Raw genomic sequence first — 26,668 nt, 5'->3', positions numbered from 1 at the left:
GCATGGCATGGTCCTGTGGAGCAGTCGGAGTGCTCGCCGCCCTGTCAAGGCGGAGGTCGCGGGTTCAAGTCCCGTCAGGACCGCCAACGCCGACCGCCGTGCGTCCGTACGCGCGGCGTTCTGCGTATCGGCCCGGGTCACCCAGGCGGCGGAGATCCTGTCGTCCGGGTAACATGGGCCGAGCGGCCTGGCCAGGTAGCTCAGTTGGTACGAGCGTCCGACTGAAAATCGGAAGGTCGGCGGTTCGATCCCGCCCCTGGCCACCAGCCCTGACAGGGGAGACGCCCCGCCGGAGGAGATCCGGTGGGGCGTTACTCGTTGTGTGGGGACAGTCTGGGGACAGGCCTACTCGTCGTCGCCAGGCCGAAGCGCTTGGGCGAGCCGGTCGATGGTCAGGGCCACGCCGTGCCGGAACCCGTCGCGGGCGCCAGTCACCGCCCGGACCACGAGCGCTCCGATGCACATGCAGCCACCAGGATGATCACGGCTGTCGCGGCGGCGCCGACCAGAGCAGCCGTCATCCTGGCGTGGCGGCCTACCAACTCACGATGCCCAGGGTGCCGAGCATCAGCACGCCGATCAGGCCAGTGAGTCCAGCATGATCCACACCCTTGTGGAGTTCATACCCTCGTCCGCTTTCCTTCGGGGTTTGCCGTTCTTGCAGCCGGCGAACGGCCGCCGAGGGAATGGATGGAACTCCGCAGCTCGCGGCCCCTGGTACCGGGATATCAATCATGATCCGGTCATGCGGTCCGATACTGCCCGACAATCGGTGCCGCCTGGATCATGGCGGCGCAACACCGACAGTGAAGTTCGTCAAGGACGAGAGCTTGACTCACGTCAAGACGTTCCTGCCCACTTGTGCAAATAGCGACAGGTTCAGTATCACGAGAGCAGTTGCCTACCCGTCAAGATCGTAGATCTTGACGAATCTCACGCCGCGACCTACTCCGTACTCCTGCTGGAGGCGCCCCTCGTAGGGGAGGAGCTGGCCGGGTCCGATCCGCCCAGAGGTGATCTCGGCGCGCAGCAGGTCGGCGAGCTGCCGGTAGGCAGCGTCTCTGCCTGACCTGATGATCATATGTGGACGGTAGGCGGGCGACGAAGGTTAGGTATCCCGGAGCCCTTCGGACCATATGGCCCTATGTGCCGTCCGAAGGGCGGTCACCGCGGCGAGCCCGTCAACCGGCTGGACCGTGTACCGTCCGAAGTGGCAGCCCGGGGTAGGGCCTGGGCCGCCACCACCCCCAGCCCTACCTGGGAGGTCCGATGCCACGCCCCGTGGCCGTCGATCCGCACTTCCGCGCCGAGCTGCGCCGCCTACGCGAGCAACAAGGGCTATCCGTCCGCGACCTGGCCAGGATCGCCCCGGTCAGCAAGAGCCAGATTCACGACCTCGAGACCGGGCGGCGGCAGCCGACCGAGGAGACCGCCAGCGTGCTCGATCATGCCCTCGGCGCCGGCGGCCGGCTCGCCGCCATGGTCCGCCCCGCCGGGCCGCCGCCGGAGGCCGCCGAGCGGCTCGACTACGTGGCCGTTCACCCGCGCCGGGTCGACCCGGCCACCCTCGACGCCCTGACCGACCTTCTCGCCGCCCAACGCCGCCTGGAGGACTCCATCGGGTCAGCCGCGATCCTCGGCCCGGTCCACGCCCAACTCGGCCTGGTGGCATCGCTCGTCGCCGAGGCCGGCGGCGACCTCCGGCCCCGGCTCGTCGACCTCGCGTCGCAGTGGGCACAGTTCGCCGGCTGGCTGCTCGCGGCCAGCGGCCGGCCTGCCGACGCCAGCCGACAGTACGTCCAGGCTCTCGAATGGGCGACGGAGGTCGGCCGGCGCGACATGGTCGCCACCGCCCTGTCGATGCGTGGGCATCTGGCGTGGATGGCACGCCGCCCCGGGCCGGTCGTCGGCCTGTCGTCGGCCGCGCGTCGGGAGGCGACCAGCCCTGGTGTGCGGGCGCTCGCCGCGCAGCAGGAGGCGCGCGGGCACGCCCTGGCCGGTGACGTGTCGTCCGTGGACCCGCTGCTCGATTTCGCCGAGGAGTTGGCGGCGGCGGACGATCCGTGCCGCCCGGAGTGGCTCTATTTCTACGGCGGCCGGTACCTGACGATGCAGCGCGGCCTGGCGTACCGCCTGGTGGGGCGGCACGCTGCGGCGGTCGAGCAGCTCGCCGCCGGCCTCGGTGACCGGCCGTACGGCGGTTGGCCGGAGTGGGTCGGCCCGTACCTGGTGCACTTGGCGGCGTCACTGCGGGAGGTCGGCGAGCGCGGCCGGGCTGACTGGGTGCTGCACGAGGCGGAGGAGCTGGCGGCGGCGACCGGGTCGGCGCGTGTCCGCGCCGCTGTCCGCAGCCTGTCCGCACGGCGGTAGCGCGGACGCGCGGACGCTGGACCTCACGCGTAGCAGCCGAGACGCTACGTACAGGGCGTCCGGTGGTACCCGACGAGTTCGGACGCCCCGGCCGGTCCGGGTGGCCCGCGAAGTCCACACCCCGGGCCGGCCATCCGATCAGGTGGAGAGCCCCGCTTCGTGACCTGGGGTCCGGGGCGGGGTGACCGGTGGGAGGTGACGGTGGGTATCAGGGCGTGGTGGGAGAGCCGCCGACGGCGGCGTACCGTCGAGGTCGAGCACGCGGCGCGGGAGCAGGACATGGTTGAGGTGGAGGCCGCCCGGCAGCGGGTCATCGAGCTGGCCCGCCAACAGCGTGAGGAGCGCGACCGGCAGCAGATGGCGTGGACCGGGCCGACCCGGATCGACGGGCTGCCGCTGGTGACGTACGGGCAGGCCCGCCAGTACCGAACCGGGGGCGGCCGATGCTGACCTGGATCTGGACCCGGCTACGGCGCGACGCCGTCCGGGACTACCGGCTCACCGGCGGCCCCCAACCGGTCGCCGGCTGGACTGCCGTGCCAGACCGGCCCCGCCGCGGCGCGCGCCGCTGGCTGCGCGTCCCGGGAGCGGACCGGTGACCGACGAGAAGCCGACCTGCCTGCCGTGCTACCTCGCCGACTACCACGGCGACGGAGCACATGACTGCAACGGTGAGATGAAGGTCTGGGACGGCCTCCAGTTCGTGACGGTCACCTGCTCGTGCCCGCGTCCGGACGACCATCCGCCGAAGACCACCACTCCCACCCTGGACCCGAACCGGGGTGACGGCGGCTGAGCCGGCCGCGCCCCCGCGCCGCCCCTCCCAGCACGGACGAGGCGAAGCCTCCGGGATGGGCAGGCCCGACCCATGCCCCGGAGGCAGGCACAGCGGGCCCCGACTCCACCGGCAAGGAGTCGGGGCCCGCACCACATCCCGATCACGGGTCTCACCGACACCCACGGATCCCGCTCACCAATTCCGGTGAGCGGCGTCGTTCGGTGTCGGTTCCTCCGGCAGCGGCTGCACGCGGGTGTTCTGGAACGAGGTCTGCAACCACACTCCGTGCCGTTTGCGCAGCACGTTGTGTTCCGGGAGAGGGAGCCCGAGCTTGCACTCCTGCTGCCCTTCTTGATGATGCAGCTCGGCCGGACGATGAACGCGAGGTCCGGTCCGACGAACCGGACGTGCTCCCCAAGCCGCGGAGTCATCCGGCCCTGCTCCCGGCCGTCCAGAGCGGTGCCGGCCGAGCCCGCCGAGCGGTTTCTGCGGGTACGTCCGGGTCGCCTTCCGACTCCGGCGCCACCGTCGACGCGGCCCGGTCCAAGCAGCGGAAATACCGCTCGGCGCACGGATCGACCGTCCACCGCGCATCAGGTGCACGGCCAGAATCCAGCCGGTATCGTCCGGGCCTATGGGACAAGAGGCCACGAACACCGCCGACGTCCGGCAGGAGTCGAAGGCGTACTCGGTGCGCAGCAGCCTGCACGTCCCGGGTCCGGCTGACCGAGCCTTCCGCGTCTTCACCCGGCGGCTCTCCGACTGGTGGGTGAAGGAGTACACGTGGTCGGGGCCGGAGGCGCTCACGGCGATCGGCATCGAGCCCGGCGTCGGCGGCATGGCGTACGAGATCGGCCCCCACGGGTTCCGCACCGACTGGGGACGGGTGCTGGACTGGCGGCCACCGCGACGCCTGGTCTTCACCTGGCAGATCGGGCCGGACCGCGCCCCGGTCCCCGACCCTGCCCGATGCAGCGTGGTGGAGGTGCGGTTCGACCCGAAGGCCGACGGCACCACCCTGGTCGAGGTGGAGCACCGCGACTTCGACCGGCACGGCGAGGCCGCGGAGGGCTACCGTACGGCCCTCACCGCCGGCTGGCACGAGCTGCTCACCCGGTACGCCGCGACGGTCCGGGCCAGCGCTCGGGACTGATCACCGCCCCCGGCGGGCCGGCAACCGCCCCGGACGGGTGGACCATCGCCCAGGGTGCCAGCCGCCGTGCGCCGCGTCAGCGGCCCCGGGTGCCGGGATCGTCGTCGAGAAGCTGGATCCGGTCCAGGCTGCCGGCGGCGTAGGTCAGCCATGCCGCGACGTCCACCAGGTTCAACGCGGCCGACCGGGGCTCACCCGCGCACGCCACCGCCTGCACCCACCGCGCGACGTCGTCCGGCGGCGGCGCGCCCGGTACGCGCCGGTACAGGCGGTCGGTGGACAACTGCTGCGCGAGATCGACGTAGTCCCGGCGTACCCGCCGGGCGTACTCGGTGAGCTCGCCGGCCGCGCCGGCCGTCCCGGTCAGCCGCGCGGCAGGCCCGCGCCGCAGCCGGGCAAGCGCGCCGGCGTGCAGGAAGTGCGCGGTGCTCAACGCCGCCGACCAGTCGACCGACGGCAGTCCCCGGTTGTGCCGCTCGGCCCGGTAGACCAGGAACGACGCGTCGGCGAGCACCATCCGGTGCCACGCCGTTCCCCTCGCGTCGGCGCCGGCTGGCCGCCCCGCCAGCGCCCTGACCACCTCCTCGGCCACCACCGCGCTCGCTTCGAGGTACTGGACAACGGAGCGGCGGAGTTCCCCGCCGCCGCCCCGTGGCCAGAGCAGTGCCCCGGCGGCCACCCCGATGGCCGCACCGAGCGCGACGTCCAGCAGCCGCGTGCCGGCGAGCTGGGGGTCCGCCGGGCCGACCTGCGCGAACACCAGGACGAACAGCACCGTGAAGAGCGCCTGACCCCAGGTCTGGTGGAGCAGGGGGCCGACCGAGAACGTCAACACCATGACAATCGGCAGGATGGCCAGCTCGATCGGCCGGACGCCCGTGATCAACAGGAGGGTGCCGGCAGCGGCGCCGAGCACCGTGCCGAGCAGGACGGGCCGGAGTGCCCGGCTCGTGTCGGCGGCGGAGGTCCGCATCAGGGTGAGGATCGCCAGCAGCACCCAGAAGCCGTGGTTCAGGTGCAGGAAGCCGGCGACGATCCGGGCGGCGGTCAGCGCCAGCGCGACCCGCACCGCGCCCTGGAAGAAGACCGAGCGGGTGGTCAGGTGCGGCCGGAACTGCTGCCAGTAGAGCGCGGGCCAGGACTGGTGGGCGTACCCGAACTGGTCGCACCCGCGCTCCCCGGCCGGCGGCGCTCCGGCGCGGCCGGCGGCGATCCGGGCGGCGATGCCGAACGCGTGGGCGTTCTCGGCCAGCCGCAGGGCGATCGCCACGACGCGGAGGTACGCCGCGTCCCCGGCCGCGTCGTCCGGTCCGGGCGGGGGCTCGCCAAACACCCGCCGAATCTGGGCCTCGAACCCGGCCAGCTCGTCGGCTCCGATCGGCGCCGGCGCGCCGATGAGGGTCCGGCCGGCGGCGCCGAGGACGGCGGCCGTTCGGCGCAGTAGCCGGGCGAGTTCGTCGTCCGGCCGGTCGGCGACCAGGTCGGTCACCTGGCTCACCTCGTCCGACAGCTGCCGGAGCAGGAGGGCGGCGTGCCGCAGCGCCCGGTCCCGACGGCCGGCCGAGACCGGGCGCTCGGTCGGGGCGAGCCGCGCCATCGAGGTGGCCTCCACCGCCGCGTGGGCGTCCGCCCGCCGCCGGTCCAGCGCCGCGCGGTCGACCCGCCGGCCGGACGGCAGATCCGCGAGGAGGTGGAGGTGTCGGGCCAGCGCGATGGCGCCCTCGCCGAGCCGGTCGCGGTAGCGGGGCGGCGCCGGCTCCGGCCAGAGCAGCCGATTCGTGACGGCGAGCAGCCCGATCCCGAGCGTCACCCCGCCGAGTCGGGACGGCAGGCTCGCCGGCTGGTACGGCGGGAAGGACGCCGCGATGAAGAAGAGCTGGAGTCCGGTGGCGAGCCCGAGGATCCGGGGACCACCGACCCGGGCGAACGCGACGGTGAAGCCGACCACCAGTATCCCGACCGCCGCCGCCCAGGTGTTCACGGCCAGGAGACTGCCGAGGGTGACCAGGAACAGCGCCAGTGGCAGCGCGGCGAGCAGGGCGCGGGCCCGCTCGGTGGGGCCGCCGGGCAGGGTCGAGACGTATCCGGTGGCGATCGCGCCGAAGAGCGTGTAGAGCCCCAGCACGGGGTCGTCGAGCCCGTAGGTGCCGCCGAAGAGTCCGGCCGCGGCGATCACGCTGAGCCGGAGCCCGCGACGGAGGACGGTGTACCCCGGATCCCGTCGGTGCAGCCAGCGCCCGACGCCGGTCCTGGTCATGGCTCCCCTGCTGCTCCCGCCACGCTCGGCCTCCGTACGAGGAAGGCCAGATCCGGGCGGCGGCGTCACCGGTTGCGGCAGACCGCCCGACATCACACCCTCTCACTCCGGCCGCCCGCGGGGCGGGACTTTGCGGCGACCGGGCGCCACCGAGGCGGCCCCACCGGGGACGGCGCCGCGGCCACGACCGCTCTCGACGGCGATATGAAATGATGCACGTCGATGACGGGGTACTCTTGGACGTTCAACGCGGCCCGCTGCTCGGGCGGGCCGGTGGACCGGCAACCCGGCCGGCTACCGGGCGCGGTGACGCAGTGTGGCGACGGCGGAGCCGGCAAGGGTGAGCAGGCACTCCGGCAACTGCCCGTCGGCGATCGCCGCGCCGAAGAGCGCCTCGCCGGTGTCAACGTCGGCGTTGGCGTACGCGCTCACGAACCAGGCCACCCAGCGGGCGTCGTACCGCGCCTCGTCGATGCCGGGGAAGTCGAGCGTCCAGGTGCCCTGGGGGACACCGTCCCCGACCATCGTCGCGGCCAGGCACCAGGCCACCTCGTACGCCCCGGCGACCCCGGCCCGGTCGACCACCGCGTCGAACGTGCCGACCACGCCGTCGCTGTCCCCTGCCAGCGCGGACTTCAGCACCGCGGCGGCGTCGTCGAGCGTCTGGCGCGGTACGTCCGTCACGTGCGGAAGAGTATGCCGCCCGGTCAAGCCGCGTCCGACGAATCCCTCGCCCACCATCTGGCCCGGATGGTATTACCCATCGGTAGACGACGGCGGTTCGCCCGCCACCTACGTCTCCTACCAGGGCGCGCTAAGGTGCGCAACGGATCTCCGGGGAGGAAGGACGACCCGATGCTGGTATCACGCGGCCCGCGGCCCGTCGCGCTGACCGTCACCGCCTGCGCCGCGCTGCTGCTGGCCGGCTGCGGATCGGGCGACGAGGGCCCGGCCGGGGAGGCCACGCCGACCCAGGTCCACCTGTACGGCTCCGACGGCAACATGCAGAACTCCTTCGCCAAGGAGTTCGGGGACCAGGCCGGGCTGCTCAGGGGCATGAAGGGCACGACACCGTTGACCCGGCTCTCCGAGGACTTCAAGCAGCGGCTGCACCGCATCGACCCGAAACTCTCCGACTACGTGTACGCCGCGGAGTCGTACGACGCGGTCGCGATCACCGCGATCGCCGCCCAGCTCGCCGGCACCACGGAGCCGACCGAGATCGCCAAGCACATCGTCGGCGTCACCAACGGCGGCGAGCGCTGCGACTCGATCGCGCGGTGCCTGGAGTTGGCCCGGGACGGGGTGGACGTCGCCTACCGGGGTGCCTCGCTGACCCGAGCCGGCTTCACCGACGCCGGGGAGCCCTCCACCGCCAGCTACGCCACCCTGCACTTCGGGATGGACAGCCAGCTCGACGAGGGCAAGACCGAGTTTCTCGGCGCCGGCGACGAGTCCGCCGCCAGCGTCCAGAAGCCGCCGGCGCCGAAGCGGCAGACCCCGCAGGTCGTACGGACCAGCGGAGCCCCACTGAAGCTCGGCGGTCTGCTGCCCCGGACCGGTGACCTGGCGTTGGCGTACCCGCCGATGGCGGCCGCCGTGAAGCTCGCCCTGAAGGACGTCAACGACGCCGGCGGGGTGCTCGGCAAGGACGTGGTCTGGATCGACGGTGACGACGGGACGAACCCGGCCATCGCGAAGGCGACGGTCGCCCGGCACGTCGACGACGGCGTGCACGTCATCATCGGCGCCGGTGGCTCCGGCATCTCCCGGGCGGTGCTGCCCGACATCGTCCGCGCCGGGGTGGTGCTCTTCTCCCCGAGCAACACCGACGCGGGGCTCAGCACGGTCGAGGACAAGGGTCTCTACTTCCGTACCGCACCCTCGGACATCCTGCAGGGCCGGGCGCTCGCGGACATGATCCTCCGGGACGGTGCCCGCAAGATCGCCGTGGTGGCCCGGAAGGACTCCTACGGCGAGGGCCTGCAGGCCCACGTCCGGGCCGAGCTGGAGCGCGCCGGGCACGGTGGCCCGGACCAGCTCAAGCTCTTCACGTACGAGCCGCCGGCGGGCCAGGATGCCCCACCGGTCGACTTCACGGCCGGGGCGCAGGAGATCAAGCAGTTCGGCGCCGACGCCGTCCTGGTCATCGGCTACGGCGAGTCGGCGAGGGTGATCCAGGCGCTCGCCGCCGCCGGGATGAGCATCGACCAGTAACGACCACCCCCGGGCGCCCGATCCGGTGGCCCGCAGCCCCGCTGCCCGGCGTCGGCAGCTCGGCGGCCCGGCACGGGTAGTCCCGCGACCCCGCGGCGGCGGTCCGGCGTCAGCGGCCTGTGCTGCCCCCAGAGCCGGCGACCAGCGACGGTCGGTCCTGGGCAGACGCTCCGCCGGCCGGCACCGGGCGGACTGGCACACTTCCGGGAGTCGTCGTCGCGGCCGTCGGCCTAGCCTGACTGCCATGCCCGGTGGAACGCCGGAGCGCAGTCGATACGGGGAGGAACGGCATGAGTTTCGACGGTGACCCCACGATGCTGGGTGACGACCTTGCTGGGCAGGAGCTGCCCGTCAACGGGACCGAGGGTCTCGGCGCGGCAGATCTCACGCCGGACCCGCTGGCCGACCTGCTGTCCGACGGGTCGGAGCCGGCCGAGCCGCCGGCGGTGACCTCCGTGGAGACGCACTACGCCGACGGTTCCACCCGGCTGGACACCGACCTCGACGGCGACGGCTACGTCGACCAGGTGCAGGTCGACGCCAACGGCGACGGGACCGCCGACGTCAGCTACCGGGACACCGACTGGGACGGCCGGATCGACACCGTCGAGCGCGACACCAACTTCGACGGTCGGGTCGACCAGGTGCTCGAGGACACCAACGACGACGGCCGGATCGACTCGGTCACCCTGGACCGCAACCACGACGGCGTGGTGGACCAGGTGGTCCTGGACAGCGACCACGACGGCCAGGCGGACGTGTGGGCCTCGGACGAGAACTACGACGGGCGCCCTGACACCGTCCGGATCGACCTCGACGAGGACGGGCAGAGCGACCGGCTCCTGGTCGACACCGACCAGGACGGCACCATCGACCAGGTCAGCTTCCAGGACCAGGACGCCAATCCGTACGTCACCAGCTGACCGGGGTGCCCGCCGATCCCGGCGGGACCACGTCGGGGAGTGCGGGATGGCACAGTCGGTACTCGGGTCCGAGAGCTGCCGGACGAGTCCGGTCGGCGCGGAGACCGAGTGTTCGGGCCTGGGCCGAACGCCATCCGACGGAAGGGCAGCAGATGAGCGAGACGCAGGAGACCGTGGACACCCGCGGTGACGAACGGATCGAACTACTCCAGGCGGACGCGAACCAGGACGGTCGGACCGACGTCTGGGTCGTCGACACCGACGGCGACGGCAAGGCCGACCTGTTCCAGTTCGACACCGACGGCGACGGCAGGGTCGACATCACCATGGTCGACGCCGACGAGGACAGTCGGCCGGAGACGGTGGTGGACGGAGACGGGGGCCATCCACCGACCGCCTGACCGGCGCCGCCGGCCAGCCGTGGCAGCGGCTCCTCCCCTGGGGCCGCTGCCACGGCGCTGTGTGTGCCACCCGCCGCCTGTCTCGAAACGCCCCGCCGGGCCGTCGCGCCCGGGCGGCGGTGGCCACGCCGCGACGACGGGTACGCCGGCCGCCCGGCCGGCGGTTGCGACCGCGCAACGATTCGGTATCGACCGAGGCTGCAGAAGGTCACAAATCCGGTACGACTGACGGATCAGATCCACAGCCCGCCAACCTTTTCGGCCACCTCGCGCGCCCAGCACCCATGAGGGGCGGTCATCCGGCGCCCCCTGGTCGGCGGGGAGCAGCGACACGATGCGGCTGGTGTTTCGGCGCGCCCGAGGGGCGACAGGTCTCCTCCTCGCCGCGACCGGGGCGACCCTGATCGCCACCGCCCTGCTCACCGGGCTCGCGAGCTACGGCCGGACCGTCGTCGACTCGGGCGCCCGGAGCGCCGTCGCGGCGGCGAGCCAGGAGGAGCGGTCGATCCTGATCCGCGGCTCGGCCGGCGGGACCGAGGCCGCGCTGACCGAGCGGGACGCGGCGATGCGGGCACGGTTCGCGGACGGACTCGCCGGGGTACCGACCAGCGTCTCGACCGCCGGCCTGGCCGCCGGCCGCCAGCTCTCCGGCCCCACCGGCACGGCCGTACCCGACGACGACGGGGTCGTCTTCGCCTCGGTGGTCTTTCTCGACGACCTCGCCACGCACGCCGACCTCGTCGCCGGGGCCTGGCCCCAACCGGACGGCCGGCCGGTGCAGGCCGCGCTCGCCGAGCCGGTCGCGCGGATCCTCCGCGTCGGCGTCGGCGACCAGATCCCGATCACCGACCGGGTCACCCGGCAGGTGACCCGGGTGACCGTCGTCGGGGTCTGGGCGCCGCGCGACGCCCGGGACCCGTACTGGCGGCTGGTGCCGGACGTTCTGACGGGGGTGACGCCGGGGTCGGCGACCTACGGCCCGCTGGTCGTGGACCGGGCCGACTTCCTGACCCACTTCGTCGCCAATGCCTCGGTGGCCTGGCTGCTCGAACCGGACCTGACCCGGGCCACGGTGGCGACCCTGGACCGGCTGGCCACGGCGGCCCAGGAGCTCGGGACGAAGCTGCCGGAGGAGGTCGGGCTCGGCAGTTCCGGGCTCGCCACCGCCCGGATCGACCGGCTGGCGGAACGACTCGCCCGGGCCGACCTCGTCGGTCGCTCGGCCCTGGTCACGCCGATGTTGCTGGTCGTGGTCCTCGGCGGGTACGCGCTGCTGCTCGTGGCGCTCCTCCTCACCGAGCAGCGGCGGGGCGAGACCGCACTGCTCCGGGCCCGCGGCGCCGGACGGGGGCAGCTCGCCGGCCTGGCCGTCCGGGAGGCGCTGCTGGTGGTGCTACCGGCCGCCGCCCTCGCGCCGCCGCTCGCCGCGCTGCTCACCCGGCTCGCCGACCAGATGCCGGTGCTGACCGGTGCCGCCCTGCACCTGCGGCCCCGGCTCGACCCGGTGACCTGGCTGATCGCCGGGCTCGCCGCGGCGGGCTGCCTGCTGGCGATGCTCGGCCCGGCCCTACGCCGCGGCGGCACGTACGTCGGCGAGCTTGCCGCCCGATCCCGGCCGAGTCGGCGGACGGTCGCGCAACGGGCCGGGGTCGACGTGGCGCTGGTCGCGCTGGCGATGCTCGGCTGGTTCCAGCTGCGCCAGTACTCCTCGCCACTGGCTGCCGGCGGCGCGGGCACGCTCGCCATCGACCCCCTGTTGGCGACGGCGCCGACCGCCGGGGTGCTGGCCGGCGCGGTGCTCGCGCTGCGCGGGCTGCCGCCGCTGGCCCGGCTCGTCGAACGGGTCGCCGACCGTCGCTCGTGGACCGCCACCACGTTCGGGATGTGGCAGGCGGGACGTCGCCCGCACGCCGGCCCGGTGCTGCTGCTCGCCCTGGCGGTCGCGGTCAGCACCCTCGCCTGGTGCCTGGCCGCCACCTCGGCGGAGTCCCTGGCCGACCAGGCCGACCACCAGGTCGGTACCGACCTGCGGCTGGTCGAGGCGAGCGGCGAGGCGCCGCCGGAGCGGGCGGACCAGCTCGCCGGGCTGCCCGAGCCGGCGCGGATTCTGCCGGCCTGGCGGGACGAACTGCGGCTCGGCGCCGACGGCGAACCGACCGAGATGCTCGCCCTGACCGCGGCCGCCGCCGGGCCGGTCGTCCGGTACCGGGCCGACCTCGCGGACGGTGATCCCGGCCGGCTCTTCACCAACCTGGCCGCGGCCGCGGTCACCGCGCCACTGACCGGGCTGCCGGCCGACGCCCGGCGGCTGACCGGCCGGATCACCACCGCGTCGGCCTCCGACGGCCTGGAGTTCCCGGTACGCAGCGTCGCCGTCGTGGTCGACGCGGTCGGGGCGTACCGGCGGGTCCCGCTCGGCGAGAGTGGCAACGGGACGCCGCTGCGTTTCGACGTGGAGCTGCCGGCGCGCGGCGGACCGCTACGGCTGGCCGGCTTCCTGGTCGAGGGCGTCGCGCCGCCGAACTTCAAGCTCGACTGGCACCTCGCCGATCTCGGGACCCGCGCCGAGGGGCAGGCCGCTGTCCGGCTGCCGCTGCGCGACCCTGGCTCGTGGCGCGTGGTCACCCGCGGCGGCGCGGCGGACCCCGCGACGGCCGGCGACGGCACGCTCCGCGCCCGGTACGCCCCACCGCCGGCGACCACGAGTTGGCTGCGCAGCACGCTGCCGCTGTCGTTCGCGATCGTGCCGGCCGCCGCCCCGGGCCCGGTGCCGGTGGTGGCGACCGCGGACGCGCTGGCCGCGCTCGGCATGACGGTCGGCGGCGAGACGACCCTGACCCTCGCCGGTGCCGCCGTCCCGGTCCGCGTCGTCGGCCGTACGGCGGCGGTGCCGGGGGTGCCGACGAGCGCCGCGCTCCTGGTCGACCTCCCCTCGCTGGGTACCCGGCTCTTCCACGAGCACGGGCTGCTCCGGGCGCCCCAGGAGTGGTGGGTGGCGACCGGGCCCGACGATGCGGCGGCCACCGCCCGGCAGGCGGCGACGTTCGACGGGCTGCGGGTTCTGGATCGCTCGGCCGTCGCCGCCCAGGCGCGCAGTGACCCGTACGGGGTCGGGGCCCGGGTCGCCCTCTTCGGGGCGGCGCTCGGCGCGATCCTGCTCGCCACGGTCGGGATCGGGGTCGACATCCGGGCCACCGCCCGCCGTCGGATCACCGAACTCGCGGTGTTGCGGACCCTCGGCGCCGGGTTCCGGACGCTGACCCGCGCCCTCCTCGTCGAGCAGGGCTTCCTCGCCGGTCTGGGCGTACTGGTCGGGCTGGTGGTCGGAATCGGCGTCGCCGCCGCCATGGCGCCGCTGACCATCCTCACCCCGTCGGCCCAGCGGCCCGTGCCGGCCCCACTGCTGGAGATCGCCTGGCTGCCGGTCGGCGGCACCGCGCTGCTCCTGCTGCTCGTCGCGCTGGGCCTGAGCGGGCTGACCGCCGTCACCCTGCCCGGTCGGCTGTCGGCTGCCCAGGCGCGGATCGGAGAGGACCGTTGAGCGTGCGGGAGCCGGTGGCAACCCCGCCGGCGACGAAAGGAGAGCGCCGGTGACCCGACGTTCCGTACCGCGGCTCCCCGGGCCGCTGCGCCGGATCCGGGCCTTCGCCGGGCACCTGGGACTGCTCGCCGCGCTCGGGCTGGTCGCGGCGCTGCTGGCCACCGGCGCGCCGCGACTGGCCAACCGGTACGCCGACCAGGGGTTGAGCCAGGACGTCGACCGGCTGCCGTACCAGTCCCGGGACCTGATCTTCACCCGTACCCCGGATCCGCACGAGCCGATCGATCCGGCGGCCGCCGCGGCCCGACTCGACCCGATCCGGGACGGGCTCACGGCGCCGCTGCCCGGGTTGGTTCACCGGCAGTGGTTCTCCGGTCAGATCGGGCCGGACGACCTGCGCGCGCTGGGCGACTCCCCGGCCCTCTCCGGAGGCTGCCGGGCGAGCCTGCCGCTGCGGGCGCAGCCGGGCCTCGACCACGTCGCGACCATGGTGGCGGGGCGGTGGCCGGTCTCCGACGGTTCGACGGTCGAGGCGGTGATCTCCCGGGACGCCGCCGAGGTCCTGCGACTCGGGGTGGACAGCCAGGTCACCCTGACCGGCCGGGGGTTCGGCGCCGGCACGGTGCCGGTACGGATCGTCGGGATCTACCAGCCGGTCGATCCGGCGGCACCGGACTGGGACGGAATCCGACTCGCGGACGTCCCGTGCGAGGACCCGACCGCCGGGACGACCTGGCGGGTGCCGCTGCTGACCGACCTGTCCGGCCTGGCCGACGTCGCGCGGCGGCTGCCGACCGTGACCTACACCTGGCGGTACCGGGTCGACGAGCAGCGGCTCAGTACGACACACCTTCCCGGCCTGATGGCCGCGATCGGAGAGGTCCGACGCGCGGCGACCGGTGACGGCCCACGGCTGACGACCAGCCTGGACGCCGCGCTGTCCACCTTCGACGCCCAGCTTCGCTCGGTGCGGGCGCTGGTCGCCGTCGTCCAGGCCGGCATCCTCGCCACCGTGCTCGGGCTGATCGCCCTCGCCGCCGGGCTCGTGGTGGAGCGGCGCCGCGCGGAGCTGACCCTGCTCCGGGCCCGGGGTGCCTCGGCCTCCGAGGTCGGCGGTTGGTTCCTGCGGGAGACCGCGCTGGTGCTGCCGGTCGCCGTACTGGCGGGCTGGGCGCTCGGCCGGCTCGCCCCCGGCCGGCCAGCCGAGGTGGAACTGCCGCTGGTGGCGGCGCTGGTCGTCGGCACCACGCTCGCCGTACCGCTGCTGGCGATGGTCGGCCAGCGTCGGACGAGCGTCGTCGGGCAGCGGCGGGACCTGGTCCGGCACCGTCCCTCCCTGCGCCGGCTCACCGCCGAGGCGGTGGTGCTGCTGCTCGCCGTCCTCGGCGTGGTGCTGCTCCGGCAACGCGAGCTGGGCCAGACCGGCGAGGTCGATCCGTACCTCGCGTCGGTGCCGGTCCTGCTCGCCTCGGCCGCCGCGCTGGTCGCGCTCCGGATCGTGCCGTGGCCGCTGCGAGGGTTGCTGTGGGTCGCCGCCCGGGCCCGCACGGCGGTGCCGTTCCTCGGGTTGGCCCGAGCCGGCCGCGGCGCCCCGGTGACGGTCCTCCCCATGGCGGTGCTTGTGGTGGCGGTGGCGACCGGGATCTTCACCAGCGTGGTGACCAGCACCGTCGCCGAGGCACGGGACCAGGTCAGCGATCGGGAGGTGGCGGCCGACGCCCGGATCGTCAGCGTCACCTACCTCGAGCCGGAGACCGGCGACCGGCTCGCCGCGCTGCCCGGGGTGACCGCGGTGAGCGGGGTGGCCACCGAGCCGGGCCAGCGGCTGCGTTCCCGTAACCCGGACGGGTCGGGCGGACCGTCGCTGGGCCAGGCCCAGGTGATGGTGATGGACGGCCCATCCCTGGCCAAGGTGTTGGCGCACAGCGGAATCGACATCCCGCTGCCGCCCGCGTTCACCCGGCCGGGCCGCCTCGACGGCCCGGTGCCGGCGGTGGTCTCGCCCGAGGTCGCCGAGGATCTCGGCCCGGGGGTGTTCCTGACCGAGGTGCAGGGCCGCCAGTACGCCTTCACCGTCGACACCGTCGCGTCGACGTTCCCGGGGCTGGCGGCCGATGCGCGCCGCTTCGTCGTCCTGCCCTGGCAGGCTCTGCCGGTTCCGGACTTCCAACCGGTCCGGCCCGACCAGTTCCTCGTCGCCGGAGCGGGCCTGTCGCCGGCCGCCCTGACGGCGGCGGCCGAGGCCGGGCAGCGGGCGTACCTGGCGACGGTGCTCGGGAAGCCGATCGAGGAGGTACGGACGTTGCCGGTCACGGTCACGACCTGGGAGGAGCACCGGCGGACCCTGGAACGCAGCGGGGTGAACCGGCTGCTGAGCTTCACCTTCCACACCGGAGTGGCCGGGGCGGTCGCCCTGGCGCTGCTGGCGGTCGGGTTCGCCGTCCTGGCCGAGGCGCCCGCGCGGGGTCGGGTGCTCTCCCGGCTGCGCACCATGGGGCTCTCCAGGCGGCAGGGACGCGGCCTGCTCCTCTACGAGCTGGTGCCGCTGGTCGGGATCGCCGTGCTGGCCGGTGGGCTGGTCGGGGTGGCGCTGCCCCGGCTGCTCGGCCCCGCGCTCGACCTCACCAGATTCACCGGCGGTCTGCCGGCGCCGGTTCACGTCGACCCGTTCCTGGTCGCCGGGGTGCCGCTGCTCGTGGTGGTGACGCTGCTCGCGGCCCTCGGGGTCGAGAGCCTGGTCAACCGCCGGACGCGCCTCGGCGAGGTGCTCCGGCTCGGAGAGGAGGACTGATGGTGGCTCCGACGGGCAGCGCCGTACCCGATCTCGCCCTCCTGCAGCAGCGGGCCATCGAACGGGCGGCGGCCCGGGCCGGCGGGGCGGACCGGTTGCGCGGACACATCGTCTGCGAGGGCCTGGTCCGGATCTTCAAGACCGACGGGGTCGAGGTGGTCGCCCTCCAGGGGTTGGATCTGGTGGTCGACCGCGGCGAGCTGCTCGCCATCGTCGGCGCCTCGGGGTCGGGCAAGTCGACGGTGTTGAACATCCTCTCCGGGCTGGACGTTCCGACCGCGGGGGTCGTCCGGGTCGGCGACTTCGACCTGCTGAACATGTCGCAGAGGCGGCGGCTGCAGTACCGCCGGCACGCCGTCGGCTTCGTCTGGCAGCAGACCTCCCGCAACCTGCTGCCGTACCTGACCGCGCGGGAGAACGTGGAACTGCCGATGCGGCTGGCCCGCGGTCCGCGGGGCCGGGCGGCCCGCCAGCGGGCGACCGAGCTGCTGGAGATGGTCGGGGTCGCCCACTGCGCCGACCGACGGCCGGGGCAGATGAGCGGCGGTGAGCAGCAGCGCTGCGCGCTGGCGGTCGCGGTCGCCAACGATCCGGAGGTGCTCTTCGCCGACGAGCCGACCGGTGAGCTGGACGAGGCCACCGGGGCCGAGGTCTTCGCCGCGCTGCGGACCATCAACGCCGAGCTCGGGGTGACCGTCGTGGTGGTGACCCACGACCCGACCGTGGCCACCCAGGTCCGCCGGACGGTCGCGATCCGCGACGGCCGGACCGCCTCCGAGGTACGCCGCTCCGCCCGGGTCGGCGCCGACGGGGTCGAGGAGGTCGTCACCGAGGAATATGCGGTGCTGGACCGTTCGGGCCGGATGCAGCTCCCGGCGGCGTTCGTCACCGCGTTGCGCCTGCGGGACCGGGTTCGGCTCACCCTGCAACCGGACCACGTCGAGGTGCGCCCGGGCGACGTCGAGGCGGACGGTGGTGGCGAGGCCAGCAGCGCGAAGCCGACCACGAAGAACGGCCGCGGGGTCGACGACGATCGGACGATGCGGTGAGCCGGGTCGGGGGCGGCGGACGGCCACGGCGCGACGGCGGCGCGGCCGGCGAGGAAGGAGGCCCGATGGGCGAGGAGCTGGTCCGGGTTGAGGGAGTGGGGCGCGACTACCGCGACGGCGACCAGGTGGTGCACGCGCTCCGGGAGGTCTCGTTCCGCGTCGGCCGGGGCGAACTGGTGGTGGTCCGGGGCCGGTCCGGCGCGGGCAAGACCACGTTGCTGAACCTGGTCGGCGGACTGGACCGGCCCACCACCGGCCGGATCCACGTGGCGGGGCGCGACGTCACCGCCGCCGGCGCGCGGGAGCTGCTGGACCTGCACCGGTCGATGATCGGGTTCGTCTTCCAGTCCTTCGGGCTGATCCCGATCCTCTCGGCGGCGGAGAACGTGGGCGTACCGCTGCGGCTGGTCAGGCGGCCCCGGGCCGAGCGCGAGGCGCGCGTGGCGATGCTGCTGGAACTGGTCGGGCTGGGTGCCCAGGCGGCGCAGCGCCCGTACGAGCTCTCGGGCGGGCAGCAGCAGCGGGTGGCGCTGGCCCGGGCCCTGGCGAACGACCCGCCGTTGTTGATCGCGGACGAGCCGACCGGGCAGCTCGACTCGGAGACCGGCCAGGAGATCATGGACCTGCTCCGGGCGCTGGTCCGGGCGCGAGGGATGACCGCGCTGGTGGCGACCCATGACCCGAACCTGGTGGAGCTGGCCGACCGGGTGCTGACGCTGCGGGACGGGCGGCTGGTGGGGGCGGCGGAGTCCGCGGCCGCTCCGTCCTCCGCCGCGGGTTGATCCGCCCCGCTGGCGGGGCCGCTCGCCTCACGGGACCGGACGACCGGGCCCGCCGGTCGCCATCCGGCGCCACGGCGGACACGGTTCAGGGGTGGGTTGGTACGGCGTACCAGCCCCACCCCTGAAGCGACGTCGATCTGTGAGCCGCGTCCTCAGTCGCCCTGGCGCTGCTGGGGAATCTGCCCCTGCAGCAGGGCGCGAACCTCCGACTCGCGGTAGCGGCGGTGCCCACCCAGGGTGCGAATCGCGCTGAGCTTTCCCGCCTTCGCCCACCGGGTCACGGTCTTCGGGTCGACACGGAACATCGACGCGACCTCTGCCGGCGTGAGCAGCGGCTCAGGTTCATGCGTACGCGATGCCATCGGTCACTCCTCCACAGGTGCCTATAGACATCGGCCGGGGTCCCGCCGGCCGACGCGTCTCCCATGGTCCGGCTAGTCCCCGATGTCCGACATGGGCCGAACGGCCGAAGGTCCTTGGATGGACGGATGAGCAATGACCGAAATATGGCCATTTTTTGCACCAGAAAAAGACTTAACCGGACGGCTGATTGCCGGACGTGACATCAATATTACGAGCAGCACTCACCTGTGCGCGCTCCCAACGCGCACCGAGTCGCGATGGTCACTAGTTGCAACGTTCCAAGAGTTGAATCGCCCGCCAGCGCGCCACGAGTTTCTCGTACGCCGCGGTGGCGGCCTCCCCGTCGCCCCGGGAGAGCGCGGCGAGCCCCGCCGCCACCAGTTCCGGCGAGTCGTCGGCGGCCAGCGCCTCGTCCGACAGCAGGTCAACCAGGCCGCCGTAGTCGAGTTCCACCACCGACCGCGGGTGGAACTCCTCCAGCCACCGGGCACCCTCCTCGACCGCCTCGGTGATCGGCGCGTCCCCCACCGACTTGCGGAGCACCGACAGGGCCCGCGACGCCCGCCGCCGTGCCTTGGAGATCTCCGTGCGGTACCGGAGCACCCGCCGATCCGGCCGGATCGTCAGCTCGCGCTCCTCGGGCTCCACGAAGACGAACCAGCGCAGCGGCACGCCCCAGGTGGAGATCTGCTCGTGCAGCCGGGGCACACCGTGCTCCAGCACCCGGGCGCCGCTGCGCCAGTCCTCCACCACGGCCTTCGCCTGGCCGGCCAGCACCGGCGGGACGAAGGCGTCGGCCAGCACCGGCGGCACGCCGTCCCGGGCGCTCAGCGCCGCCTCGGCGATCCGCACCCGCAGGTTCCAGGGGCAGATCAGCAGCGTGTCGTCGGCCTCCAGGACGTACGCCTCCTCGGGCAGGTCCGGCAGACGGGTCCAGCCCACCCCCAGCGCCTCGATCACGGCGGTACGCTGCCGGACCGGCCCGTCCACCGGGGCCACCGCTCTGCCCTCCTGGACGTACCGGCGCCAGAAGAGCTGCCGGTCCCGGTCGAAGGCGGTCAACGGCTCGTACACGCGCAGGTAGGAAGCGAAGAGCGACGGCACGGCGCGATCCTCCCACGAAACGGAACGTCCCTGTCGTCAGCATCTCCGATCGACTCCACGGGACAGCACGGGACGCGCCGCACCGGCCCACGGACACGGGCCAAACCGCCGCACGGGCCGGTGGCGGCGGCGGTACCGGGACGCCCCGGTGACCAGCATTCGGACGCACCGGAGCCACTCCTCCGGGCCCCACGATCACCATTACGCTCACAGGTGAGACCGGCACCATCCCGCGCCGGTCCGCCGGGCAACCCCCGCCCGCGACGTCCCACGAGGACGTCCAGTCTCACCAGGAGCGAGCCATGGACGTATTCGCCAGCACCGACGGCCAGGAATCCGACGGCCACGAGCAGGTCGTGTTCTGCCAGGACAAGCAGACCGGACTCAGGGCGATCATCGCCATCTACTCGACCGCGCTCGGCCCCGCGCTCGGCGGCACGCGGTTCTACCCGTACGCCTCCGAGGCCGAGGCGCTGCGTGACGTGCTGGAGCTGTCGCGCGGCATGGCGTACAAGAACGCCCTGGCCGGGCTCGACCACGGCGGCGGCAAGGCCGTGATCTGGGGTGACCCGGAGCGGATCAAGTCCGAGCCCCTGCTGCGGGCGTACGGCCGGTTCGTCGACTCGCTGCACGGCCGCTACTACACCGCCTGCGACGTCGGCACGTACGTCGCGGACATGGACGTGATCGCCCGGGAGACCCGCTACGTCACCGGCCGCAGCGTCGAGCACGGCGGCGCCGGCGACTCGTCCGTCCTGACCGCCTGGGGCGTCTTCCAGGGCATGCGCGCCGCGGCCGAGCACGTCTGGGGCAGCCCGACGCTCGCCGGTCGGCGCGTCGGCGTCGCCGGCCTCGGCAAGGTCGGCAAGCACCTCACCGCCCACCTGCTGGACGACGGGGCCTCCGTGGTGGCGACGGACGTGGACGAGCGGGCCCTGGAGTGGGCCCGCCGGACGTACCCGCAGGTCGACCTCGTCACCGACACGGAGGCGTTGATCACCTCCGACATCGACGTGTACGCGCCCTGCGCGCTCGGCGGGGCGCTCAACGACGCCACGGTGCCGGCGCTGCGGGCCAGGGTGGTGGTCGGGGCGGCGAACAACCAGCTCGCCCACCCCGGCATCGAGAAGCTGCTCGCCGACCGCGGCATCCTCTACGCCCCCGACTACGTGGTCAACGCGGGTGGCGTGATCCAGGTCGCCGACGAGATCGAGGGCTTCAACTTCGAGCGTGCCAAGCTACGGGCGACCCGGATCTACGACACCACCCGGGACATCCTCCGGCTCGCCGACGCCGAGGGTGTGCCGCCGGCGATCGCGGCCGACCGTCTGGCCGAGCGTCGGATGGCCGAGGTCGGCCGGCTCCGGACGATCTACCTGGGCTGAGGCTCCGCGTGGGTCCCGCGCCTGACCGGCCGGGGCCCACCGCCCCGGCACCGGCCCCCGCCCACAGCCCGCCCGGCCGACGACCGGCGGGCCGGCCCGGGTGGGCGACCGCCCGACGAACCGGGACGATCCGGACGAGCAACGCCACCTCGCCGTTTTGCCGCCCCGAGACGGTGACATGAGACCGGGGCGTACCAGCCGGCCCGGCGGGGGACGAAGGTCACGACCGGTAACTGACCGACCCCTTACCTGGCGGTATCGGGCGGCGGGTCGGCGTCCCCGCGACGCGCGGGCACGGACGGTGGCAACCCGAGGTGCCGAACCTGGGCATCCCCATGTACCGTAAGAGCCACGAGAGATGCCTGACGTCATCGGGGCCCGCCTTCGGGCTGCCCCGAATTCTGTGCGAGGGGGTCGAGCCATGGGGCGCGGCCGTGCTAAGGCCAAGCAGACAAAGGTGGCCCGGAGGCTGAAGTACCACTCCCCGAACACCGACCTCGCCGCCTTGCAGCGAGAACTCGGCGGCAGCCGCAAGTCGGACCACGACTTCGACGACGACTACAAAGAGTACGTCGACGACGATGACGAGGATTTCGACGCGGACGACGACCCGGACAACTGGGCTCCAATTCGCCGCTGACCGCTGGTCACATCTGAGCACGCGGTAACCCCGCGTGCTCACGCGTGTCGGAGACGGCGAAGAGCCCGGTGTCGGCGTACCGGCTGGCGGGAGCCCCAGTGCGGTGCTCCCGGGATCGGACACCACGCCGGTACGGACCTGCCGCGTCGGAGCACGGCTCCGACCGGTGGCGGGTTCCGTCCGCGTTCTTCCAGGTTCCGGCCGCCGCTGCCGGGTGGTGGTCGGGGAGGACCAGGGGCGGCGGCGGGGTGGCGCCGCGTACCCGCATCGGGGGCGCGACGACTCCGCCGGCCGCGTACCGTCGGCGTGACGCCCGCAACGTCGGCTGGCCGGGCCACCGGCGCGAACCGGGCGATCAGCGCGGCCGGTTGTTCCAGTTGTAGAACGTCGGAATGTTCTCGAAGTGGTTCCAGGCGCAGACGGCGCCGCCGTCCCCGGCCGCGGCCGCCGCCTCGGCCCGGAGCCGCCGCGCCTCCGCCGCCTCCTGAAGTAGCAGGGTCAGGCCCGCCCGGGCGTCCCGGACCCGGAGGGCCACCGGGTCACCGACCCCCGCCTCGGTCCGCTCAGGCCGGCGTCGGCCCGTGGTGTCGGGCATGATCCAACACTCCCTCTAGTAGACGGATCTTGCTATTTCGGCAGTGGTCGGTCTCCGTACCATCGAAACGCCCGTGTTCGAAGTAACGGTTGGCGGCATGTCCACCTCCGCAGAACCCGAAGTACGGGCACTGGGCACGGCAGGACTCGACCCCGGCGAGGAACTCGGCCACCCAGCGGGTCCGATCGGCCGCGGCCAGAAGGTCCGGCAGCGGGGTCTCCATGACGTTTCCGCTGGTGAAGTCGCCGTAGTCCGGATCTGAGAAGCCGGCGAGTTCCGGAGAGAACAGCACCACCGAGCCGTCGTACGCGATGGTCGGGATGGGGTCGAGCTGCCGGGGCAGCACGTCGTCCTCCACGCCGTCGAGGACCGCCGCCGCGTACCGCAGCGACCACTCGACCTCGCGTAGGTGGATCCGGGGCGCCCGGCGCCAGGCGGCGACAAGTTCGGCCCAGAAGCCGCTGACCTGCTCAGGCCGGTGCGCGTTGCTCCGGGTGTTGACCCCCTCCGTCTCCTCGATGTTGATGCCCAGCACGTCGCAGCCGAGCTCCAGGAAGAAGTCGTACAGCTCGGCGGCGAGCCCGGGCTCGGGCCGGCTCACCACGCAGAGCGCGGAGAACGGGATGCCGTGCCGGCGCAGTGCCGCGATCCCGGCCATGATCCGGTCGTACGCGGGCCGCCCGCCCCGGCTCACCCGTTCGAGGTTCCGTTCCCGCGGCCCGTCGACGCTGACGCTGACCCGGATCCGGTGTTCGGTGAAGAACTCGCACCAGGCGTCGTCGATCAGGGTCGCGTTCGTCTGGACGTGGTGCTCCACGGTCGGGTCGAAGGGGGCCAGCAGCGCGCCGAGGTGCCCGCGACCGGCGGCCAGCGGCTCGCCGCCGTGCCACACGACCGAGAACCGGCCCTGGCGGGCCCAGCCGTTCACCGGAGCGGCGACCGCCTCCGCCACCGCCACCGGCATCCGCCGGTCCACCGCCCGAGCCGGGAGGTAGCAGTACCCACAGTCGAGATTGCAGAGCGTGGTCGGCTGCATGACGACGTAGCTGGGGACCGGGGCGATCCCCCGCATTCCGGAGAACTCCGGTCGCCGGACGGTCATGCTCCCTCCTACCGCGCCTGAGGTGCCCCCAGGCTAGGTGGCGGGGACCACTCCGGTGAAGTCCTGAGCGGGTATGCCAAGAATCACGGAGGTTGGAGGCAACGCTCCGAGGATGTGGGATTTGTGCTTTTCTCGGAACCGTCAGTTACCGGGTGTACGGCCCGATCGGCACCCGGTTCGTCACCGAGCGTAGTGCGGACCGGGATGCGGACCTCAGCCCCGGGTGTGCTGGCCGATCATCTGCACCTCGCCGGTACCCTCGATGATCTCGCCGGCCTGCCACGCCTCGACCCCGCGCCCGGCCAGGCAGGCCAGGGCCCGGTCGGCGTCCTCGGCCGAGACGATGGCGAACATCCCCACCCCCATGTTGAAGGTGGCCTCCATCTCCTGGTCCTCGATCCGGCCCTTCGACTGCACCAGGTCGAAGATCGGCTGAGGCCGCCAGGTGGCCCGGTTGACCACCGCGTCGACGTGGTCGGGCAGGACCCGCACCAGGTTGCCGGGAATCCCGCCACCGGTGATGTGCGCCAACGCCCGCACGTCGGCCTCGGCGATCAGCTTGAGGCAGTCCTGTGCGTAGATCTTGGTCGGGGTCAGCAGCTCCTCGCCCAGGGTGCGCTGCCGGCCGAAGTCCTCGATCACCGTGTCCAGCCGCATCCGACCGGCGCCGAGCAGGACGTGCCGGACCAGCGAGTAGCCGTTCGAGTGCAGTCCGGACGAGCCCATCGCGATGAGCACGTCGCCGACCTCGACCCGCTCCGGACGCAGGATCTCGCTCTCCTCGACCACGCCGACCCCGGTGGCCGAGATGTCGTACTCGTCGGGCCGCAGCACGCCCGGGTGCTCCGCGGTCTCGCCGCCGAGCAACGCGCAACCGGCGTACCGGCAGCCGTCGGCGATGCCGGCACCGATCTCGGCGACCTTCTCCGGCACCACCTCCCCGGTGGCGATGTAGTCGAGCAGGAAGAGGGGCTCCGCGCCGCAGGCGACGAGGTCGTCGACGACCATGGCGACCAGGTCGATGCCGACCGTGTCGTGGATGTCCATCTGCTGCGCGATGACCAGCTTGGTTCCGACCCCGTCGGTGGAGGAGGCCAGGATCGGGTTGCGGTACTTCCGGGTGTCGAGCCGGAACAGCCCGGCGAACCCACCGATGTCGCCGATCACCTCGGGGCGCCGGGTGCCCTGCACCTTCGGTCGCAGCAGTTCGACCGCGCGTTCGCCCGCCTCGATCGAGACACCGGCGTCCGCGTACGACAGCGTGCGTTTGCGGCCGGCGCGCCCCATCCCCGCCGTCCAGGGCTGATGGGTGCCAGCCGGCCCGCTTCCTGCACCACTGCGCTCGGTCACGTGCGTCACGGTTCTCCCCTTGTGGTTGTCGCGGCTGGCCGCGTCGGTCGCGGTCGAGGATCGCTCGACTTGGTGTTGCTGCCCGGTCTGGATCTCCTCGGCCGGGCCGGTCTGCGCGCCGGTCGGACCTCGTCAGTCGCGACCGACGTGGTGCTCACGCATGTGACGGCACATCGCCGCCACCCGTACTGTGCACGAACGGATGACCGGTCGCGCCGCGGGCGGCGGACGAGACCGGACGCTCACGCTCCGCCTCCTCCGAACCCACGGCGGAGACCCGACGGTCGACTCCTTCGAGTACGTGCTTGCCGATCAGGTTCCCGGCGGGGAGCTCGATCGGGTACTCACCGTCGAAACAGGCCCGACAGAGCCGGGACTTTGGTTGTTCGGTCGCCGCGACGAGGCCCTCCAGCGAGACGTACCCGAGGGTGTCGGCGCCGATCGAGCGCCGGATGCCCTCGTTGTCCAGCCCGCTGGCCAGCAGCTCGGCACGGGTCGCGAAGTCGATGCCGTAGAAGCACGGCCAGCTCACCGGCGGCGAGGAGATGCGGACGTGTACCTCCAGCGCGCCGGCCTCCCGCAACATCCGGACGATCGCCCGTTGGGTGTTGCCCCGCACGATCGAGTCGTCCACGACGACCAGCCGCTTGCCCCGGACGTTCTCCCGTACCGGGTTGAGCTTGAGTCGGATGCCGAGCTGGCGAAGGGTCTGCGACGGCTGGATGAAGGTACGGCCGACGTAGGGGTTCTTCATCAGGCCGGCGCCGTACGTGATGCCGGACTCCGCGGCGTACCCGATCGCCGCCGGGGTGCCCGACTCGGGGACCGGGATCACGAGGTCGGCGTCGACCGGGTGTTCCCGGGCGAGCTGCCGACCGATGGCGACCCGGGCGGCGTGGATGGTACGGCCGGCGATGGTGGTGTCCGGCCGGGCGATGTAGACGTACTCGAAGAGGCAGCCCTTCGGGTCCGGCGCCGCGAACCGGGCCGAACGGAGCCCGTGCTCGTCGATGGCGATCAGCTCGCCCGGCTCGATCTCCCGGACGACGCCGGCGCCGACGATGTCCAACGCGGCCGTCTCGCTCGCCACCACCCAGCCCCGCTCGAGCCGGCCGAGGACCAGTGGCCGTACGCCGTACGCGTCCCGGGCGGCGTAGAGGGTGGTCTCGTCCATGAAGACGAGGCTGAACGCGCCCCGGAGGGTGGGAAGGACCTCGAGCGCGGCCGCCTCGACCGAGAGGTCCGGCCGGCTGGCCAGGAGCATGGTCACCAGGGCGGTGTCGGAGGTCGACCCGTCCGGGTCCACGCCGCGCTCGGCGACCTGCCGGGCCAGTTCGGCGGTGTTGACGAGGTTGCCGTTGTGGGCCAGGGCGATGGTGGTGCCGGCGCTGGTGGCCCGGATGGTCGGCTGGGCGTTCTCCCAGGTGGAGCCACCGGTGGTGGAGTAGCGGGTGTGCCCGATCGCGAGGTGACCGCGGAGGCTGGCGAGGGTCGGCTCGTCGAAGACCTGGGCGACCAACCCGAGGTCCTTGTAGACCACCACGCCCGAGCCATCGCTGACGGCGATTCCGGCCGCTTCCTGGCCGCGGTGCTGAAGTGCGTAGAGACCGAAATACGTGAGCTTCGCCACCTCCTCCCCCGGTGCCCAGACACCGAAGACACCGCACGCGTCCTGGGGGCCGGGTCGTTGGGGGTCGAGGTCATGGCTCAACCGGCCGTCGCCTCGGGGCACCTGCTGCTCCCTTTGCTGATTTCGCTCGGACTCGCCTGTCGCCCGGGTGATCGGAGTTTCGTCGCCAACAGTGTACGCGACCCGCCTTCAATACAGAGAGCCACGTATCGACTCTCCTCAGTAACGGTTAATACT

23 protein-coding genes and 2 tRNA genes are annotated in these 26,668 nt (G+C 73.1%); 16 read left to right on the top strand and 9 right to left on the bottom strand.

The window, feature by feature from the left end:
- Positions 1-9: 9 nt before the first annotated feature.
- Together EF879_RS02485 and EF879_RS02480 are read left to right on the top strand one after the other, a co-directional pair.
- Positions 10-86 (top strand) — tRNA-Asp (locus EF879_RS02485).
- Positions 87-189: 103 nt separating this feature from the next.
- Positions 190-266 (top strand) — tRNA-Phe (locus tag EF879_RS02480).
- A gap of 635 nt (positions 267-901) precedes the next feature.
- Here the strand turns inward: EF879_RS02480 and EF879_RS02475 are convergent.
- A complete protein-coding gene (locus EF879_RS02475; RefSeq protein WP_123554207.1) occupies positions 902-1,081 on the bottom strand; it encodes a GntR family transcriptional regulator in 180 nt (59 codons plus the stop codon).
- A gap of 188 nt (positions 1,082-1,269) precedes the next feature.
- Between EF879_RS02475 and EF879_RS02470 the strand changes: the two genes are divergently transcribed.
- The 5 genes from EF879_RS02470 (at position 1,270) to EF879_RS02455 (ending at position 4,301) form a co-directional block, all read left to right on the top strand.
- Positions 1,270-2,370, top strand: coding sequence for a helix-turn-helix domain-containing protein (locus EF879_RS02470; RefSeq protein WP_123554205.1), 1,101 nt, complete (start codon positions 1,270-1,272; stop codon positions 2,368-2,370).
- A gap of 201 nt (positions 2,371-2,571) precedes the next feature.
- Entirely contained in the window at positions 2,572-2,820 is a 249-nt protein-coding gene (locus EF879_RS02465) for a hypothetical protein (RefSeq protein ID WP_148086340.1), read from the top strand.
- The gene (locus tag EF879_RS27135) at positions 2,814-2,969 is read left to right on the top strand and encodes a hypothetical protein (protein WP_158624095.1); all 156 of its coding nucleotides are present in this window, start codon (positions 2,814-2,816) and stop codon (positions 2,967-2,969) included. Before EF879_RS02465 ends, EF879_RS27135 begins: the two co-directional genes overlap by 7 nt.
- The gene (locus EF879_RS02460; protein WP_123554201.1) at positions 2,966-3,166 is read left to right on the top strand and encodes a hypothetical protein; all 201 of its coding nucleotides are present in this window, start codon (positions 2,966-2,968) and stop codon (positions 3,164-3,166) included. Before EF879_RS27135 ends, EF879_RS02460 begins: the two co-directional genes overlap by 4 nt.
- Positions 3,167-3,782: 616 nt before the next feature.
- Positions 3,783-4,301 carry an SRPBCC family protein gene (locus tag EF879_RS02455; protein WP_123554199.1) on the top strand — a complete coding sequence of 173 codons (519 nt, stop codon included), beginning with the start codon at positions 3,783-3,785 and terminating at the stop codon, positions 4,299-4,301.
- A gap of 76 nt (positions 4,302-4,377) precedes the next feature.
- Here EF879_RS02455 and EF879_RS02450 read toward each other — a convergent pair whose 3' ends face one another.
- Entirely contained in the window at positions 4,378-6,558 is a 2,181-nt protein-coding gene (locus EF879_RS02450; RefSeq protein ID WP_123554197.1) for an FUSC family protein, read from the bottom strand.
- Between the two features lie 294 nt (positions 6,559-6,852).
- Positions 6,853-7,242 (bottom strand): hypothetical protein, encoded by a 390-nt coding sequence (locus tag EF879_RS02445; protein ID WP_123554195.1) that lies wholly within the window; start codon positions 7,240-7,242, stop codon positions 6,853-6,855.
- Between the two features lie 171 nt (positions 7,243-7,413).
- On the opposite strand from EF879_RS02445, the gene EF879_RS02440 reads away from it, so the two are divergent.
- The 7 genes from EF879_RS02440 to EF879_RS02410 all read left to right on the top strand — a co-directional run bounded on the left by EF879_RS02440 (position 7,414) and on the right by EF879_RS02410 (position 18,262).
- Positions 7,414-8,775, top strand: coding sequence for an ABC transporter substrate-binding protein (locus EF879_RS02440; protein ID WP_123554193.1), 1,362 nt, complete (start codon positions 7,414-7,416; stop codon positions 8,773-8,775).
- Between the two features lie 290 nt (positions 8,776-9,065).
- Positions 9,066-9,698 carry a hypothetical protein gene (locus tag EF879_RS02435; protein ID WP_123554191.1) on the top strand — a complete coding sequence of 211 codons (633 nt, stop codon included), beginning with the start codon at positions 9,066-9,068 and terminating at the stop codon, positions 9,696-9,698.
- Positions 9,699-9,850: 152 nt separating this feature from the next.
- Entirely contained in the window at positions 9,851-10,099 is a 249-nt protein-coding gene (locus EF879_RS02430; RefSeq protein WP_123554189.1) for a hypothetical protein, read from the top strand.
- A 334-nt stretch (positions 10,100-10,433) separates the two neighbouring features.
- Positions 10,434-13,640 carry an FtsX-like permease family protein gene (locus tag EF879_RS02425; RefSeq protein WP_123554187.1) on the top strand — a complete coding sequence of 1,069 codons (3,207 nt, stop codon included), beginning with the start codon at positions 10,434-10,436 and terminating at the stop codon, positions 13,638-13,640.
- A 49-nt stretch (positions 13,641-13,689) separates the two neighbouring features.
- Positions 13,690-16,431, top strand: a complete 2,742-nt coding sequence (locus EF879_RS02420; protein ID WP_123554185.1) for an FtsX-like permease family protein — start codon at positions 13,690-13,692, stop codon at positions 16,429-16,431.
- Complete coding sequence (locus EF879_RS02415) at positions 16,431-17,480, top strand: ABC transporter ATP-binding protein (RefSeq protein ID WP_123554182.1); 1,050 nt, start codon at positions 16,431-16,433, stop codon at positions 17,478-17,480. The genes EF879_RS02420 and EF879_RS02415 overlap by 1 nt, the downstream gene beginning before the upstream one ends.
- A gap of 65 nt (positions 17,481-17,545) precedes the next feature.
- A complete protein-coding gene (locus EF879_RS02410; RefSeq protein ID WP_123555270.1) occupies positions 17,546-18,262 on the top strand; it encodes an ABC transporter ATP-binding protein in 717 nt (238 codons plus the stop codon).
- Positions 18,263-18,414: 152 nt separating this feature from the next.
- On the opposite strand, the gene EF879_RS02405 is transcribed toward EF879_RS02410, so the two are convergent.
- Both EF879_RS02405 and EF879_RS02400 read right to left on the bottom strand, forming a co-directional pair.
- A complete protein-coding gene (locus EF879_RS02405) occupies positions 18,415-18,624 on the bottom strand; it encodes a BldC family transcriptional regulator (RefSeq protein ID WP_007073996.1) in 210 nt (69 codons plus the stop codon).
- Between the two features lie 265 nt (positions 18,625-18,889).
- On the bottom strand, positions 18,890-19,729 hold the full coding sequence (locus EF879_RS02400; RefSeq protein ID WP_123554180.1) for a hypothetical protein: 840 nt from the start codon (positions 19,727-19,729) through the stop codon (positions 18,890-18,892).
- A gap of 302 nt (positions 19,730-20,031) precedes the next feature.
- Between EF879_RS02400 and EF879_RS02395 the strand changes: the two genes are divergently transcribed.
- The gene (locus EF879_RS02395) at positions 20,032-21,114 is read left to right on the top strand and encodes a Glu/Leu/Phe/Val dehydrogenase (RefSeq protein WP_123554178.1); all 1,083 of its coding nucleotides are present in this window, start codon (positions 20,032-20,034) and stop codon (positions 21,112-21,114) included.
- Positions 21,115-21,535: 421 nt separating this feature from the next.
- A complete protein-coding gene (locus tag EF879_RS02390; protein WP_123554176.1) occupies positions 21,536-21,754 on the top strand; it encodes a DUF3073 domain-containing protein in 219 nt (72 codons plus the stop codon).
- A gap of 355 nt (positions 21,755-22,109) precedes the next feature.
- Here the strand turns inward: EF879_RS02390 and amcA are convergent, their stop codons facing one another.
- The 4 genes from amcA to purF form a co-directional block, all read right to left on the bottom strand.
- Positions 22,110-22,349, bottom strand: coding sequence for a multiple cyclophane-containing RiPP AmcA (gene amcA / locus EF879_RS02380; RefSeq protein WP_123554172.1), 240 nt, complete (start codon positions 22,347-22,349; stop codon positions 22,110-22,112).
- Entirely contained in the window at positions 22,318-23,421 is a 1,104-nt protein-coding gene (gene amcB, locus EF879_RS02375; RefSeq protein ID WP_305036036.1) for a cyclophane-forming radical SAM peptide maturase AmcB, read from the bottom strand. The genes amcA and amcB overlap by 32 nt, the downstream gene beginning before the upstream one ends.
- 243 nt (positions 23,422-23,664) lie before the next feature.
- Entirely contained in the window at positions 23,665-24,810 is a 1,146-nt protein-coding gene (gene purM, locus EF879_RS02370; protein ID WP_123554168.1) for a phosphoribosylformylglycinamidine cyclo-ligase, read from the bottom strand.
- A 145-nt stretch (positions 24,811-24,955) separates the two neighbouring features.
- Positions 24,956-26,533 carry an amidophosphoribosyltransferase gene (gene purF / locus EF879_RS02365; RefSeq protein ID WP_233604177.1) on the bottom strand — a complete coding sequence of 526 codons (1,578 nt, stop codon included), beginning with the start codon at positions 26,531-26,533 and terminating at the stop codon, positions 24,956-24,958.
- Positions 26,534-26,668: the final 135 nt, after the last annotated feature.

The sequence above is a fragment of the Micromonospora sp. HM5-17 genome (assembly GCF_003762835.1).
GTDB lineage: Bacteria > Actinomycetota > Actinomycetes > Mycobacteriales > Micromonosporaceae > Plantactinospora.
The sequence above is the reverse complement of the archived record's forward strand: the minus strand, read 5'-3'. Positions and strand labels throughout refer to the sequence as shown.